Below are 15057 nucleotides of genomic sequence, written 5' to 3'. Positions count from 1 at the left end.
CTGGGAGAAAGGAAAAATCCAATTACCATCTAAGATAATTGGATTATACGTGATGGTTGTGAAGAAAAAAGTAACAATAGCGTTTGTCATCACTGGCATTCTTGCTATAAGTACAATGATTATATTTTCAACATATAAGTCTTCGGAAGCCTATCGAAAAGCAAAAGCAAAGACACAGTGGGAGTGTTCTGTGGTCTGTGCGGAAAAGTCAACGCCTGATTCCTATGTAATTACATATTCTGACGCAAAAATTTTGTCTAATACAGGCGTGTTGACAGTTCAGAACAGAAACGATTTTGACATTACTGTACATCTGCTCTGTGAAGGAAAACAGGAACTTGTATCTGACAGTATTCCTGCTGGCGGTTGCTATTCTTTTCAGAATGTTACAGATAAAGAATACACGGTAGGTATTCATGCTGAGGTTGATGAAAATACGGATATAAAAGCATTTGTATATGATGGAAAAGACACTGAACCATATACAAGATAAATGGTTTCTAATTGCAAGATAAATTCTAGTTTGTTATATAAAAAATGAAATAAAGTTCCAGTAATCATAGAGTGTATGGATTCAATTCCATATGCTCTTTTTCTTTACTTAATTTCATGAAAAATGTAAAAATCTAATGTTACGAGTTGCATTAAAGAAAACTCGTAAGAAAAAAGTAAAAAAATTTGCTTTTGACCACTGTAAAACATGCTCTGAGCGTTTCGTTATATGAAGGGATAATTTTTCTTTCATATTTCAAAGAAAAGAGGATAAAGAAATGTCAGAAAAAAGATGTTATACAGTTCAAGAGTTACAGGAAATCTTAGGAGTCAGCAGACCTACTATTTATAACCTTTTAAAGAAAAAGGAATTCCGGTGGATCCAGTTGGATGGCGGAAAGTATCGCATCTCTAAGAAGAGTTTCGATGACTGGCTCGATAACTTGGAACAATAAAAAACAGGGTGTTGATCAGGCAGATTTTGTCTGCAATCGACATCCTAAATTTTTATCTGGATTTGAGATATGATATAAGAAAAAAAACTAACACTAAAAAAGACAGGAAGTGAAGAATAAATGGCAACAGCAATTATGAAACAAAAAGAAGTTCCGGAAATGGACGATGTTGAAGAGATCATTTCAAAGATATCAGAAGACAGTCCTTACAAACGGCGTCCGACACAAAAGAGAACCTGGATGACCGTGCCGGAAATGGGAAAGCTGCTGGGATTAAAAAAGACAGATCGATACTGGCTGGTGCATAAAAATGTTTTTGAATCTAAAGAGATTGCTGGAAAGATACGAATCAATATTGCCAGCTTTGAAAAATGGTACGCCAATCAGATTAAATACCATAAAGTTACCGGAGAAGAACCAGGGAAAGAATTGAAATCCTGGTCCTATTCCGTTAAGGAAGTTGCGGATCTGTTGGGTGTTGATGAGTATCTTGTTTATGATTTACTCAAGAAAAATCAAATGGAAGCTGTTATTGTCGATTACTGGAAACGAATACCAAAAGAATCTTTTCAGAACTGGTATAAAAGCCAGTCCCGGTATCGAACAAAGGAAGACAGAAAAAAAGACGCTCTTCTGGAAGATGCAACAATTACGATGCCTGAGATGGCACAGCTGCTTGGAACAACCAGAAGCGCAGTATATACAATTCTTGATAATCCAAAGTATAGTCATTTTTTTGAATTCATTGTGATTGCAGAAAAGAAAAGGATCACAAAAGAGAGTTTTCGAAAATTCCTGGAAGGTCAGGATCGGTATAAGCTGGATCCATCGAATGATTATGAAGAACTTGCACAGGAACAAAATATTGCCCTGGCTAATTTCCGGCGGAAGAAATTATCACAGACCGGAATACGAGGAAGCAATGGAAATATAAAGTATCTTACTTTTGATGAAGCTTCCTATCTGGCAAAGGTCAGCAGAAGCATGATCAACAAGTGGGCGGATAAAGGAAAGTTCACAGTAATAAAAGTTGGCAGTCGAGTTAGGATCCGTCGGGATGAATTTGAGGACTGGATGGAGCAAAGAGATTTGGAAAGGAGTATGCAATAATATGGCATCTATAAGAGAACGAAACGGAAAATTTAATGTAATCTATTCTTATACGAATGAAAAAGGTGAGAGGAAACAGAAGTGGGAAACCTATGAAACGAAAGCCGAAGCAAAGAGAAGAAAAAAAGAAATTGAATATAAAAAAGAGATGGGATCATTTGTCGTCCGTAAATGCAAAACACTGGACGAGCTTATTACAGAATATGTTGCACTTTATGGCAAAGAAAACTGGGCGCTTTCTACATATGAAGGAAATGTCTCTCTTATCAATAACTATATTCTTCCGATCATTGGTGATACGAAACTCTCAGAGATCAATACCCGTTTCATCGAAAGATATTATCAGAGTCTTTTGAAGAGACGTGCAGTTATCAATCCATTGAATAAAACCAGTCGAAATGAATTTGTATCTTCCAGTACGGTCAGGGATATTAATAAGCTGCTTAGAAACTGTTTTGAACAGGCAGTGAAATGGGAGTTGATGGAGAAGAATCCTTGCACCCATGCGACTGTACCAAAACATAAATCACAAAAAAGAGACATCTGGACAGCGGATACATTGATGTATGCGCTCAGTGTCTGTGAAGATGAACGATTAAAGCTCGCAATTAATCTATCTTTCTCATGTTCCCTGCGACTTGGTGAGCTGCTTGGTCTTACCTGGGATTGTGTAGATATTTCTCATGAGGCAATTGAAGAAAACCGTGCATATGTCTTCATCAACAAAGAATCACAGCGTATAAGAAAAGAATCTTTAAATGCATTGGATGGAAAAGATGTGTTGTTGGTATTTCCGACAAATCATAAGAAGAATTCTACGGTCCGTATTCTGAAAACACCGAAGACAGAAAGTAGTGTACGTAAGATATTCTTACCGAAGAGCGTTGCTAATATGCTTGTAGACTGGAAAGCTGAGCAGGATGAAATGAAAGAAATCCTGGGTGACGAATATATGGACTATAACCTGGTTATGGCAAGTACCTTTGGTCTTCCTCTTGGTGATGGAGCAATCCGTGGCCCTTTAAAGAAATTGATCGAGGACTATAATCTCCCACCGGTTGTATTTCACAGTTTTCGTCATAGCAGTGTTACTTATAAGCTGAAACTGAATGGTGGAGACATCAAGGCGGTACAGGGTGATTCTGGCCATGCTCAGGTCAATATGGTTACAGATGTGTACTCTCATATTCTGGATGATGACAGAAGGAAAAATGCAGAGCTTTTTGAAGAAGCATTTTATGAGAAAAAGAATCTGGATCCACAGATGCATGTACAGCAGGAAAATAATAATACTACTGTTGCTGATGAAGTCGATCCGGAACTTCTGGCAAAAGTATTGGCGAATCCAGAGATGCGGGCATTGCTCAATTCACTGGCGAAGACGATGAAGTAATGAAAAATAGTGAAAAAATAGTGTAATTTTAGTGAAAAAACGATTCATAAAACGATATAATATATGGATGAAATGAGGATATTTATTGTGTATATGGATATTCTATCTCCATCATTTGATGATAGAATGACGGAGATAAATCTGAAATGAAGGAGATTCCTATGAGAGACTTTGATTTTATTGTAAGTCCTGCGAAGTTGTTAACACCTGAAATTGTTCAGATGGTTAGCAGCATCCATGAACATAAAGGCAAACAGGAATTATTTCTCGAAGCCAATGTAGATGAATTGAAAACACTCTTAGAAGTTGCATTGATTCAGAGTACGGGAGCATCCAACCGAATCGAAGGTATATCTACTGGTTATGTCCGTGTTTAAAAATATGAAAGCAGCTTATAAATTTGCCAGTCAAAAACGCATGGACAAACCGTCTCGTATGCGTTATATTATTTATAGACAAGAAAATATCTTGTACTTATGATAGGAAAGTTTAATTGAATACTGTTTACCATGATCGAACGTACGAAGCATGGTGGTCATATAACAGATGTCGATGGTAATATCAAGGCATTCCCCGATTATTAGCTGGGGCAAACAATCAGCTAACTTTCAGAGCTTTACAGAGCTTGACAGAGGGGGTATTCAGAATAACTCGAATTGAATCGGAAACAGTTTTATATAGTGTCCCATATGGGTTTACCTTACCTCAGATTGACAGAGAGTGACAATAGGTTGGAGCTCTCCTAAGCGAGGGGTCGGAGGTTCAAATCCTCTTGGCGACGGGCTTCAAAGCGTTCGAAAATGTTAGCTGGATTAGCTGACAACGAACGCTTTTGTTATTTTCTAATCACGTTCTTCAATTCTATTAGCTACAGCTAATGGTCAAACAGCAATGTCTGTTTGGAACTTTACTATCTATAAAAGTTCCAGGCAGGCATTTTTTATTTCCTGAATCCTGGAGGAAAGGAGTCAAGATGACTGAACCAAACAAGTGAAACGTCTGTTATTGAGAGGGTATGGGGAGATCCCCATCAAGATAAAACCCATAGGTTGACGGGAGGCAAAATGGCAATACCGTTAAACATGGGTGGATCTTGCTCTTATTTGTATCCCTCTATATAACGAAACGCTCAGAGGCTGTTTTACAGTGAGGGAAAAGAAAAAATATCAAGAAATTGATAATTAATGGTGAACTTGTGATAGAATGGAAAAAAGAGAAAAGCATAAAGGATGTAGTTGTGGAGAATATTTGTTATGATTAGAAAGTTGCTGAACGGAGATATCGATAGAGTCGCTGACATATGGTTAAAGACAAATCTGAAAGCACATTATTTTATTTCCAATCAATACTGGAAAAGTAATTATGAATTAGTAAAAGAAATGCTGTCACAATCCGAAGTCTATGTGTTTGAAGCAGATAAAATGATACAAGGATTTGTAGGACTAAATGATGAATATATCGAAGGTATTTTTGTCTCCGATGAAATGCAGTCATGTGGCATAGGTAAGCTTTTATTAGATTATATTAAGGATAAAAAAGTTAGCTTACGATTAAATGTATACCAGAAGAATGCCAGAGCAATTTCTTTTTACCAAAGAGAAGGATTCATTATTCAATGTGAAGATTTGGATGAAGATACTGGTGAAAAAGAGTACACTATGCTATGGAAACGAAAATAGAAATCGGAATTTGGAGAATTAGACGTTATGAGGAGCGTAAAAATATGAATGCTGACTTCAGAATAGACGGAAAAGTAATAGAAACAAAAAGGCTCATTCTTAGATCATTCAAACAAACAGATTTGGAGGATTTCTATGAGTATGCATCTGTCGAAGGTGTTGGGGAGATGGCAGGATGGAAACATCATGAAAATATTGCTGAATCTCAAAGTATTATGAATTCCTTTATCAGTGAGGATAAAGTATTTGCAATCTGCTTAAAGAAAAACAATAAAGTAATCGGTACTGTTGGCATAGAAAAATATGGGTTAGAAGATGCTTTGACAGAATTCAAGGATTATTACGGCAGAGAATTAGGATATGTTTTGAGTAAAGATTATTGGGGAAAAGGACTTATGCCCGAAGCCGTAAATGCAGTTAAAGATTATTTATTTGGCGAATTGGATTATGATTTTCTGATTTGTGGTTACTATGATTTCAATGAACAATCAAAACGAGTTCAGACAAAATGTGGCTTCAAACCATATCGTTCATTGGTCATGACAACGCAAATGGAGACAAAAGAACAAGGTACATTGATGTTGTTGCTGAATTCCAAGAAGAATATTAAATTAGTTTTTTCACATCCGGAAACCTTAATCTCCGAAAATTGGTAAAATCCAGTTTGTTGAACTGAATCCGAAAAGCATTAGGGCGCAGAGGAGATAGAATCCTTTGCGTAAAAGACTAACGAACATATTTAATGAAACATCGGAACCATCTTCTTTTTGTTGTCTACCTATAATAACGATTGGAGTAATCGATTATAGACACTGCAATCAAAAAAATCTGAAAATATATTTATCAACATTACATAAAAGTGTGTAGATGCACGGAAATGGGGAGTGTAACGATGGAGATTAAAAGAGACGCTTACCTACAGCAGCTGATCGAGCGAAAAGATAATGGAATGATAAAGGTGATTACCGGCATTCGTAGATGTGGCAAATCCTTTTTGCTGTTTACCATCTTTAAGAGATACTTACTGGAGAACGGCGTTGATGTTGATCATATTATTGAAATTGCATTGGATGGTATTGAGAACGAAGAATTAAGAGATCCCAAGGTATGCTTCAAGTACATCAAGGATGCCATGAAAGACGACGGGAAGTATTATCTCCTTTTGGATGAAGTGCAGTTCATGCCACGATTTGAGGAAGTGCTGAACAGCCTGCTCCGCATGAGCAATATTGATGTGTATGTCACCGGAAGTAATTCCAAGTTCCTGTCCAGCGACATTGTGACCGAATTCCGTGGCAGAGGTGATGAGATTAGAATCTACCCTCTCTCCTTTGCAGAGTTTTATTCTGTCTATGACGGCGATTATGATGATGCATGGGATGACTACATGATCTACGGAGGATTGCCGCAGATCGTAAGTTTCCAGAGCGAACGACAGAAAGCGGACTATCTGAAGAACATCTTTGCAAATGTCTATCTGAAGAATGTTATTGAAAGAAATAAGATTCAGAACGTGGATGAGATTGGGATTCTGGTTGATGTCCTTGCATCTGCAATCGGCGCACCGACCAACCCTTCAAAGATTGCCAATACCTTTGCCAGTGAGCGCCAGATGACTTATGCTAATAAAACCATCTCCAAGCATATCGACTATTTGACAGATGCCTTTTTGATTTTCAAGGCAAGCCGATACGATATTAAGGGCAGAAAGTATATCGGTGCAAATCTGAAATACTACTTTACGGATCTGGGACTGAGAAATGCACGTCTGAATTTCAGACAGCAGGAGCCTACTCATATCATGGAGAACATTGTTTATAACGAGCTGTTGATCCGTGGCTACAATGTTGATGTGGGTGTCGTGGATATCTTCGATAAGGATAAAGAGGGCAAACGTGTTCGCAAGCAGTTGGAGGTTGACTTTGTGGTGAATCAAGGAAACCAGAGATACTATATCCAGGTTGCATATGACATGATTTCGGAAGAAAAACAGACGCAGGAGTTCAATTCTCTGCGTAATATCCCGGACTCTTTTAAGAAGATCGTCATTGTAAATGGCAGCAAAAAGCCTTGGAGAAATGATGAAGGTTTTGTCATCATGGGAATGAAGTATTTCTTGCTGAATGCGAATAGTCTGGAATTTTAAGTCGATTTGAGTTGTTGCTGTGGTGTTGTTCTATTTCAAAAAAGAGTGAAATGATATAAATAAGGCCAGCCGATGTGGTAGCATTTATGTGGGAGTACATGAAAGTACCGGAGGATTCAAGAGAAAAAGTTAAGAATCTGCTTAAAGATGCAAATGAAAATGGAGTAAAAATAAGTCATCAGGCACCAACACTGTATGATGTTGTTCCGAAAGAAGAAATTGCTGAATTTGAAGAGCTTATGCGCAAAACCATAGCTGACATTGTATCAGAAGTCAGTAGCGTTGCCTGTTGGGTGTATGTGCAGAAATATGTGAAGCACAAAACCCTAAACGAAATGCTGCAAGAATTGCCAGACGTAAGTCAATTCATCCTGGCTATGATGAGATAAGTGAAGAATTACTTCATTCTGCAAGAGCTATCATTGAAGCAGATAATGAACTGCAGAGAATAAAAGACAAAATTGGTATGTTACACGAAATTTAGGGAGAAAACTGAGCAAGTAGGAAGGTGGAATATATATGAAACAAGATACTTTAGAGGGCAAAGCAAAAACAAAAAATGGGGTAAAACGGCTGTGCTTTTCCATAATCTGCATTCTTCTGGAAGTGATTTTTATTATTACTATCGTAACACGCTTGAATGAATATGCAGAAATCATAAATTTATTTACAAGGATTTTGAGTGGGATCTTGGTTTTGGGATTGTACGCATCAAATAAGACATCCTCTATGAAAATGCCTTGGGTCATCTTAATTCTAATTTTCCCAATTATGGGTGTAGGCCTGTATTTGTTGATTGGTTTGAATGGCGGCACACATAAAATGCGTGAGCGATATGCAGAAATTGATAGCAAATTGTTACCAATGCTCCCGGACAGTCAGGAGTGTTTGAGCAGAATAAAAGAAACAATTCCGAAAGCAGGAAATATAGCAAGTTACATACAAAGAAATTCGCAGTATCCAATCTATCAGAATACGGATATTGTGTATTTTGATGAAGCAGTGAAAGGATTAGAGGCACAGCTTAAGGATTTGGGGAAAGCACAGAAGTTTATCTTTATGGAATATCATGCGATAGAAGACGCTGAAGCATGGCATAAGATTCAAGATGTTCTGGAAGAGCGAGTAAAAGCAGGTGTGAAAGTTAGAGTATTCTACGATGATATGGGTTCTATAGGCTTTATTAACACAGATTTTGTGAAAAAGATGGAGGCAATAGGAATTCATTGCCGTGTATTCAATCCGTTTATGCCAGGTTTAAATCTGTTTTTGAACAATCGTGATCATAGAAAAATAACAGTTATTGATGGAAAAGTCGGATTTACAGGTGGATATAATCTAGCAAACGAATATTTTAATTACACACACCCGTATGGACAGTGGAAAGATACAGGTATTCGTTTAGAAGGAGATGCTGTTCAGTCGCTTACGGTGACATTTTTGGAAATGTGGAATGCAGTAAGTGATAAGGATGCTAATGATTCTGATTTTAGTAAATACCTTTTCCACTATGATTATGCGGCACAGCAAACTGGGTTTGTTCAACCTTATGCAGACAGCCCTATGGATAATGAGCAAGTAGGAGAAGAAGTTTATATCAGTATGATAAATAAAGCTGAAAAATATTGTTGGTTTATGACTCCATATCTAATCATAACAGATGAAATGACGCATGCGTTATGTCTGGCTGCTAAGCGAGGGGTAGACGTAAGAATTATCACACCTGGTATCCCTGATAAAAAATTCATTTATAATATAACTCGTTCTTTTTATCATGGATTGGTTAAACATGGTGTTCGTGTTTATGAGTGGACTCCTGGTTTCTGTCATGCAAAAATGAGTGTGGCAGATGACTGTATGGCAACTTGTGGAACAATTAATCTGGATTATCGAAGTTTATATCACCATTTTGAAAACGGCTGTTTTATGGCAGATTGTCAGGCAGTTGTGGAAATAAAAAATGATCTGATAAGAACGATGGGAGAATGTCGTGATGTGACAGACCAATATCAAACCGGACGAAGTGCATATTTGCGACTGGGACAATTATTTATGAGATTATTTGCTGGATTGCTATAAGAATCTGATGAAACGACCTTTCAAAAAACAGTTGATTTAGAAGTTAACTGTTTTTGAAAGGCCGTTTTTACTATATCTAACAGTCTGTTGTACAAAGAAGATTTTGCATTGATGAAAAAACAAACCTTGTTGAGGTTAAATTGAGATTGACTTTGTATTGTATAAGTATGAAATAAAAAGGAATCAGGTGATGTACAATGAAAAAGTATAAAATATGTAAAATCCTTCTTGTTATACTGGCAATTTTTTTATGTGTGGCTTTTTATGAATTGCTCGGAATCCGCGTTGCATATAAAAAGCAGCCGGAAGTGTCCAATACAACCAAAAAAGAAACAAAAAATGTGTCATGGAACGAATGCAGTGAAAATACAGAACGGGCAGTAATCATAGAAAAGAATCCAGAAGCGCTTTTACAAAGAGTGCGTTTGATCAAGAATGCAAAAAAGGAAATTATTCTTTCTACTTTTGCATTTCAATCCGATGAAAGTGGAAAATTGATTTTAGGAGCACTGCATGATGCGGCAGACAGGGGTGTACATATTCGTCTGTTAGTAGATGGAATGGAGAGCTGGATTGATATGGAAGGAAATCCGTATTTCTATGGATTATCTTCCCATGAGAATGTTGAAATTAAACTATATAATAAGGCCAATCCGTTGAAACCGTGGAAAATGATGGGTAGAATGCATGATAAATATTTGATTGCAGATGGAAAGAGATATATTCTTGGGGGAAGAAATACATACAATTATTTCCTGGGTGATTTTCCGGGACATAAGAACTATGACAGAGACGTGTTAGTGGTTTGCGATGAACCTGAGAAAGAAAATTCAGTTAACCAGTTGTTAGAGTATTTTGAAACGATATGGGAACAAGAAGACAGTGGTTATTTTCATGACAATAAAAAACTGGCAAATAGAAAATCTGTAAAGAACGCAGTTTTAGAACTGCAGAACGGCTATCAGAAATATTTTGAAGAGAATAAGGAAAGAATCTGCGATACCGATTACACGGACGAAACTTTTGAGACAGAAAAGATTGCATTAGTGTCAAATCCTATCCACACAGGTTCCAAGGAACCAGTAGTCTGGTATCAACTGGGAGAACTAATGAAAAATGCAAAAGAGCGCGTGAAAATTCATACACCATATATTATTTGCAATGATATGATGTATAATACATGGAAAGAGATTGCGGAGAGAGTTCCGGATTTTTCTATCATGACCAATTCGGTTGCCAACAATGGAAATCCGTTTGGTTCTGCTGATTATGCGAGAAACAGAAACAGAATTTTAAATACAGGAATTGATATCTGGGAGTATGAAGGCGGCTATTCTTACCACGGAAAAAGCATCCTGATTGATGATGATCTATCCGTAATCGGTTCCTTTAACATGGATATGAGAAGCACGTATCTGGATACGGAACTGATGCTTGTAATACGTAGCAAAGAGATTAATAAACAGTTGGAAGAAGGCATGATGGAATATGAAAGAGTGTCCCGACAGGTATTGGAAGATGGAACCTATCGTGATCCATATCATGTAGAGCCAATCGAATTAACAAAGAAACGTCAGAGAAAAATATTTTTGGTACAGCATCTGCTTGGATGGGCAAGGTATCTGTTTTAATAAGGAGGAAGGAAAACGTGTTTCAAATATTGATTGTAGAAGATGATAAAGAATTAAGCCAGCTATTCCAAAAAGTGCTTGAGAAGAATGGATATCAGGTCAAAAGTGCATCGGATGGAGCACTGGCATTAGAAATATTGGATAAAGAGTATATTGATCTGATCATTTCCGATATTATGATGCCGGTTATGGATGGTTATGAACTGGTGTCGGAACTCCGTTCAGCAGGATATCAGATACCGGTACTTATGATCACTGCGAAAGGTTCCTTTGATGATATGCGCCAGGGATTTCTTTCGGGAAGTGACGATTATATGGTAAAACCGGTAAATGTGAATGAAATGGTTTTAAGAGTTGGAGCACTGCTTCGCCGTGCACAGATACTGAATGAACACAAAATTGTGATCGGTTCAACAGAGTTTGATTATGATGCAATGACGGTTACAACTGATAAGGAAAGTCTTGTTTTGCCTAAAAAAGAATTCCTGCTTTTATATAAGCTTGCAGCTTCGCCAGGCAGAACATTTACAAAACAACAGTTGATGGATGAAGTATGGGGATACGAGACGGAGGCAGACCCACATACGATAGAGGTACATATAGGAAGAATCAGAGAGCGTTTTAAAGATAACCCTGATTTTGAAATCGTAACAATGCGTGGAATTGGATACAAGGTGGTGAAAAAATAATGGAACAAAAGAAAGAAAAAGGATTGCGGATCCGATCCTGTCTGACTGGTGCAATCTGGCTGGCACTTGTATTTTCAACAGTCATATCTGCTTTATTATTTGCTTTTTTGAATCATTTTTTTAATCTGCCGGGCAGCATATCTGTGCTTGGCTGGCTTTTGATTTTCAATACATTGATTGCCGGGCTGATCACTTCCTTTATTAATGCAAAGTTACTGGAACCAATTACCAGACTTAGTAAAGCAATGAAGGAAGTTTCTCAGGGAGATTTTGAACAGCATTTGGAAACGAACAGCCGTATAGCAGAAGTTGGAGAATCTTATCAAAGTTTTAACGTTATGACAAAAGAACTTCGTGCAACAGAGGTGCTGCAGATGGATTTTGTATCTGATGTTTCTCATGAGTTTAAGACCCCGATTAATGCCATTGAAGGATATACAATGCTGCTTCAGGGAGAAGAACTGTCTCCGGATCAAGAGGAATATGTAGAAAAAATCTTATTTAACACCCAAAGACTTTCCGGATTGGTTGGTAATATTTTGCTGTTATCCAAGTTAGAGAATCAGAATATACCAATGAAAAAAAAAGAATATCGTCTGGATGAACAGATCCGCCAGGCATTTCTTTCATTGGAAACAAAATGGACAGAAAAAGAAATTGGTTTTCAGGTAGAATTGGAGGAAGTTAAATATACTGGGAATGAAGGACTTTTTATGCATATCTGGATAAATCTTTTGGATAATGCGATTAAGTTCAGTCCTTCAAAGGGGACAATTACGATGTTTCTGAAACAAGAACAGGATTCTGTTAAGTTCATTCTGGAAGATGAAGGACCAGGAATAGAGGATGATGTAAAATCCAGAATATTTGACAAGTTCTATCAGGTAGATGGATCTCATAAAGCAGAAGGAAATGGCCTAGGTCTTGCACTTGTAAAACGGATTGTAGATAGTGCCGGAGGAACAATCAAAGCAGAAAACCGTGAATATGGTGGATGCAGATTTGTTGTAGAGCTTCCAATCCAGAAAGATAAGGCCATATAAGTTTAAGAAAAACAGATAGAGGAGGAATTACATGACATTTTATCAGGAGTTGCAGTTAAATCAGGCAGGTTCTAAAAACCTGTTGAAAAAGAGTGAAACACTAAAAGAAAAATCATATCATATGTGGGTATATCTGGTGAAGATAGCTGCTACAATGGCATTTTGTTTTTGCTTTGTTAGTATTTTCAGTATCCTATTTGGAAATGAGAACAGCATTGTAGGTGTAGTAGTCTTATTATGTCTCATGGTGTTTAGAAATGCGGATCTGGGGATCCACACCGGACAATCTACGATGCTTTTGGCTTTGTTCTTTGTAATTATGACTGTATGTCCGCATTTAGCAAATCAGTTTTCACCGGTATTGGGAATGCTGTTAAATATTGCGGCACTGGCTGTGTTGATTCTGTTCGGATGCCATAATCCATTCATGTTTAATCAATCTACATTGGTTCTTGGGTATCTACTGCTATATGGTTATGATGTTACGGGAAAAAGCTATCAGATGCGATTAGTCGGAATGGCTTTAGGTGCAGCACTTACCTGCTTCGTATTTTATCGAAATCATAAAAACAGAACCTATAAAAGAAATCTGAAAGATCTGATACAAGAATTTGATATCACTTCTTCCAGAACAAAATGGCAGATATGTCAGATTTTATGCGTACCGATTGTCCTTTGCATTGCAGAACTTTGTAATATGCCACGTGCAATGTGGGCTGGTATTGCGGCCATGTCCACGATTTTGCCGTTTATGGAAGATATGCACTACAGAGTCCGTAAAAGGATTGTCGGAAATATTGCAGGTGTTATATGTTTTACAGTATTATATTTTCTGCTTCCTTCGTCAATCTATGCATATATAGGAATTCTTGGTGGAATCGGTGTAGGATTTTCAGCACAATATGGCTGGCAGGCAGTATTTAACACATTTGGTGCTTTAGCCATTGCTGCAGAGACTTATGGACTACAAGGAGCGGTTAGTCTTAGAGTGATTCAAAATGTTTTTGGTGTTGTGTTTGCTTTAGCATTTTGTGTTATATTTTATTGGTTTATGTCTAAAAAAAAAGGAAAGTAAGGTGACCGTACATGCAGAGTGAAGTGAATCAGGAAGAAAATTTGAATAGAATTATTACGGTTCCTAATCTTCTTTCTTTTTTTCGGCTTTGTCTGATTCCGGTAATTATATGGAGTTATTGTGTAAAGAAAAATCCTCTGTTAGCTGGTGAAATCTTATTGCTGTCTGGGCTTACGGATCTTGCTGATGGATATATCGCAAGAAGATTCCATAGGATTAGTAATTTAGGAAAAATACTTGATCCGGTGGCTGATAAGCTGACACAGGCAGCGATGTTAATCTGTCTGTTTACTCGTTTTCCGCATGTGCTTCTTTTAATCGTAATAATGGCAGGTAAGGAGCTGTATATGGTAGTCAGTGGATGTCTTGTGATACGAAAGACAGGAAAAGTACATGGTGCAGACTGGCATGGAAAGATAGTAACCTTTTTATTATATGGAACTGCAGCGGTGCATATTATATGGTTCCACATTACACCGATGGTATCAGATCTGTTGATTGGTTTGTGCGCTATAATGATGGTCATATCGGTCGCTCTGTATATTATCCAGAATACCAGGACTCTTAAGGGAGAGACTGTATAAGCAATTTTATATTGCAATGACTAGAAAAATATTTAGGAGAATCCTATAAAATGTCTGTGATTCAGTTCTTTATCTTTGTTTTTTGTTCTCATACTCCTCCTTGCGCTGAGACTATTCCTCCCACCGGGAGTCCACGTATTTCAATATCGGCTGTCCCTTCCGATATTAGAAATAGTGCTGTGAACACCTTTAGGTGGAACCAACAGACAAGTGAAACGTCTGTTATTGAGAGGGTATGGGGAGATCCCCATCAAGATAAAATCCATAGGTTGACGGGAGGCCAAATGGCAATACCGTTAAACATGGGTGGATCTTGCTCTTATTCGTATCCCTCTATATAACGAAACTCTCAGAGGCTGTTTTACAGTGGGGGAAAAGAAAAAATATCAAAAAAATGATGATTAATGGTGAGCTTGTGATAGAATAGATAAAGAGAAAAGCATAAAGGATGTTGTTGTGGAGAATATTTGTTATGATTAGAAAGTTGCTGAACAGAGATATCGATAGAGTCACTGACATATGGTTAAAGACAAATCTGAAAGCACATTATTTTATTTCCAATCAATACTGGAAAAGTGATTATGAATTAGTGAAAGAAATGATGTCACAATCCGAAGTTTGTTGAATTAAAAATGAAATAAAGTTCCAGTAATCATAGAGTGTATGGATTCAATTCCATAT

General features: G+C 37.3%; 15 protein-coding genes and 2 pseudogenes. All 17 read left to right on the top strand.

Annotation, left to right across the window (positions count from 1 at the left end; translation table 11 throughout):
- Positions 1-493, top strand: a 493-nt coding sequence (locus DWX26_RS16090) for a hypothetical protein (protein WP_243030724.1), incomplete at its 5' end; no start/stop codon positions are given.
- Positions 494-770: 277 nt separating this feature from the next.
- Entirely contained in the window at positions 771-947 is a 177-nt protein-coding gene (locus tag DWX26_RS16085) for a helix-turn-helix domain-containing protein (RefSeq protein WP_003864535.1), read from the top strand.
- A 120-nt stretch (positions 948-1067) separates the two neighbouring features.
- Complete coding sequence (locus DWX26_RS16080; protein WP_044954635.1) at positions 1068-2057, top strand: helix-turn-helix domain-containing protein; 990 nt, start codon at positions 1068-1070, stop codon at positions 2055-2057.
- A gap of 1 nt (position 2058) precedes the next feature.
- Positions 2059-3450, top strand: a complete 1392-nt coding sequence (locus tag DWX26_RS16075) for a tyrosine-type recombinase/integrase (RefSeq protein ID WP_171027973.1) — start codon at positions 2059-2061, stop codon at positions 3448-3450.
- Positions 3451-3611: 161 nt separating this feature from the next.
- Positions 3612-3827, top strand: a complete 216-nt coding sequence (locus DWX26_RS16070; protein WP_226977413.1) for a hypothetical protein — start codon at positions 3612-3614, stop codon at positions 3825-3827.
- Between the two features lie 876 nt (positions 3828-4703).
- The gene (locus DWX26_RS16060; RefSeq protein WP_055195028.1) at positions 4704-5129 is read left to right on the top strand and encodes a GNAT family N-acetyltransferase; all 426 of its coding nucleotides are present in this window, start codon (positions 4704-4706) and stop codon (positions 5127-5129) included.
- Positions 5114-5785, top strand: coding sequence for a GNAT family N-acetyltransferase (locus DWX26_RS16055; protein ID WP_226906398.1), 672 nt, complete (start codon positions 5114-5116; stop codon positions 5783-5785). Before DWX26_RS16060 ends, DWX26_RS16055 begins: the two co-directional genes overlap by 16 nt.
- Positions 5786-6021: 236 nt before the next feature.
- Positions 6022-7275, top strand: a complete 1254-nt coding sequence (locus DWX26_RS16050) for an ATP-binding protein (RefSeq protein WP_118601764.1) — start codon at positions 6022-6024, stop codon at positions 7273-7275.
- Positions 7276-7373: 98 nt separating this feature from the next.
- Positions 7374-7664, top strand: coding sequence for a hypothetical protein (locus DWX26_RS16045; RefSeq protein ID WP_202031404.1), 291 nt, complete (start codon positions 7374-7376; stop codon positions 7662-7664).
- A pseudogene (locus DWX26_RS17975) lies at positions 7646-7759 on the top strand (GTP pyrophosphokinase); the annotation flags it as partial. The gene DWX26_RS16045 and the pseudogene DWX26_RS17975, both read left to right, overlap by 19 nt.
- Positions 7760-7794: 35 nt before the next feature.
- Positions 7795-9354 (top strand): cardiolipin synthase, encoded by a 1560-nt coding sequence (gene cls / locus DWX26_RS16040; RefSeq protein ID WP_055225912.1) that lies wholly within the window; start codon positions 7795-7797, stop codon positions 9352-9354.
- A 197-nt stretch (positions 9355-9551) separates the two neighbouring features.
- Positions 9552-10985 (top strand): phospholipase D family protein, encoded by a 1434-nt coding sequence (locus tag DWX26_RS16035; protein ID WP_118601762.1) that lies wholly within the window; start codon positions 9552-9554, stop codon positions 10983-10985.
- A complete protein-coding gene (locus DWX26_RS16030; protein WP_044024695.1) occupies positions 10964-11674 on the top strand; it encodes a response regulator transcription factor in 711 nt (236 codons plus the stop codon). Before DWX26_RS16035 ends, DWX26_RS16030 begins: the two co-directional genes overlap by 22 nt.
- Positions 11674-12717, top strand: coding sequence for a sensor histidine kinase (locus DWX26_RS16025; protein ID WP_117802673.1), 1044 nt, complete (start codon positions 11674-11676; stop codon positions 12715-12717). The genes DWX26_RS16030 and DWX26_RS16025 overlap by 1 nt, the downstream gene beginning before the upstream one ends.
- Positions 12718-12748: 31 nt before the next feature.
- On the top strand, positions 12749-13792 hold the full coding sequence (locus DWX26_RS16020) for an FUSC family protein (RefSeq protein ID WP_117802674.1): 1044 nt from the start codon (positions 12749-12751) through the stop codon (positions 13790-13792).
- Between the two features lie 11 nt (positions 13793-13803).
- Positions 13804-14376 carry a CDP-alcohol phosphatidyltransferase family protein gene (locus DWX26_RS16015; protein WP_005335451.1) on the top strand — a complete coding sequence of 191 codons (573 nt, stop codon included), beginning with the start codon at positions 13804-13806 and terminating at the stop codon, positions 14374-14376.
- 472 nt (positions 14377-14848) lie between these two features.
- Positions 14849-14995: pseudogene (locus tag DWX26_RS17785) on the top strand (GNAT family N-acetyltransferase); the annotation flags it as partial.
- Positions 14996-15057: the final 62 nt, after the last annotated feature.

The sequence above is a fragment of the Blautia sp. AF19-1 genome (assembly GCF_003479155.1).
In the GTDB taxonomy this organism is placed as follows: Bacteria; Bacillota; Clostridia; order Lachnospirales; family Lachnospiraceae; genus Fusicatenibacter; species Fusicatenibacter saccharivorans.
The sequence above is the reverse complement of the archived record's forward strand: the minus strand, read 5'-3'. Positions and strand labels throughout refer to the sequence as shown.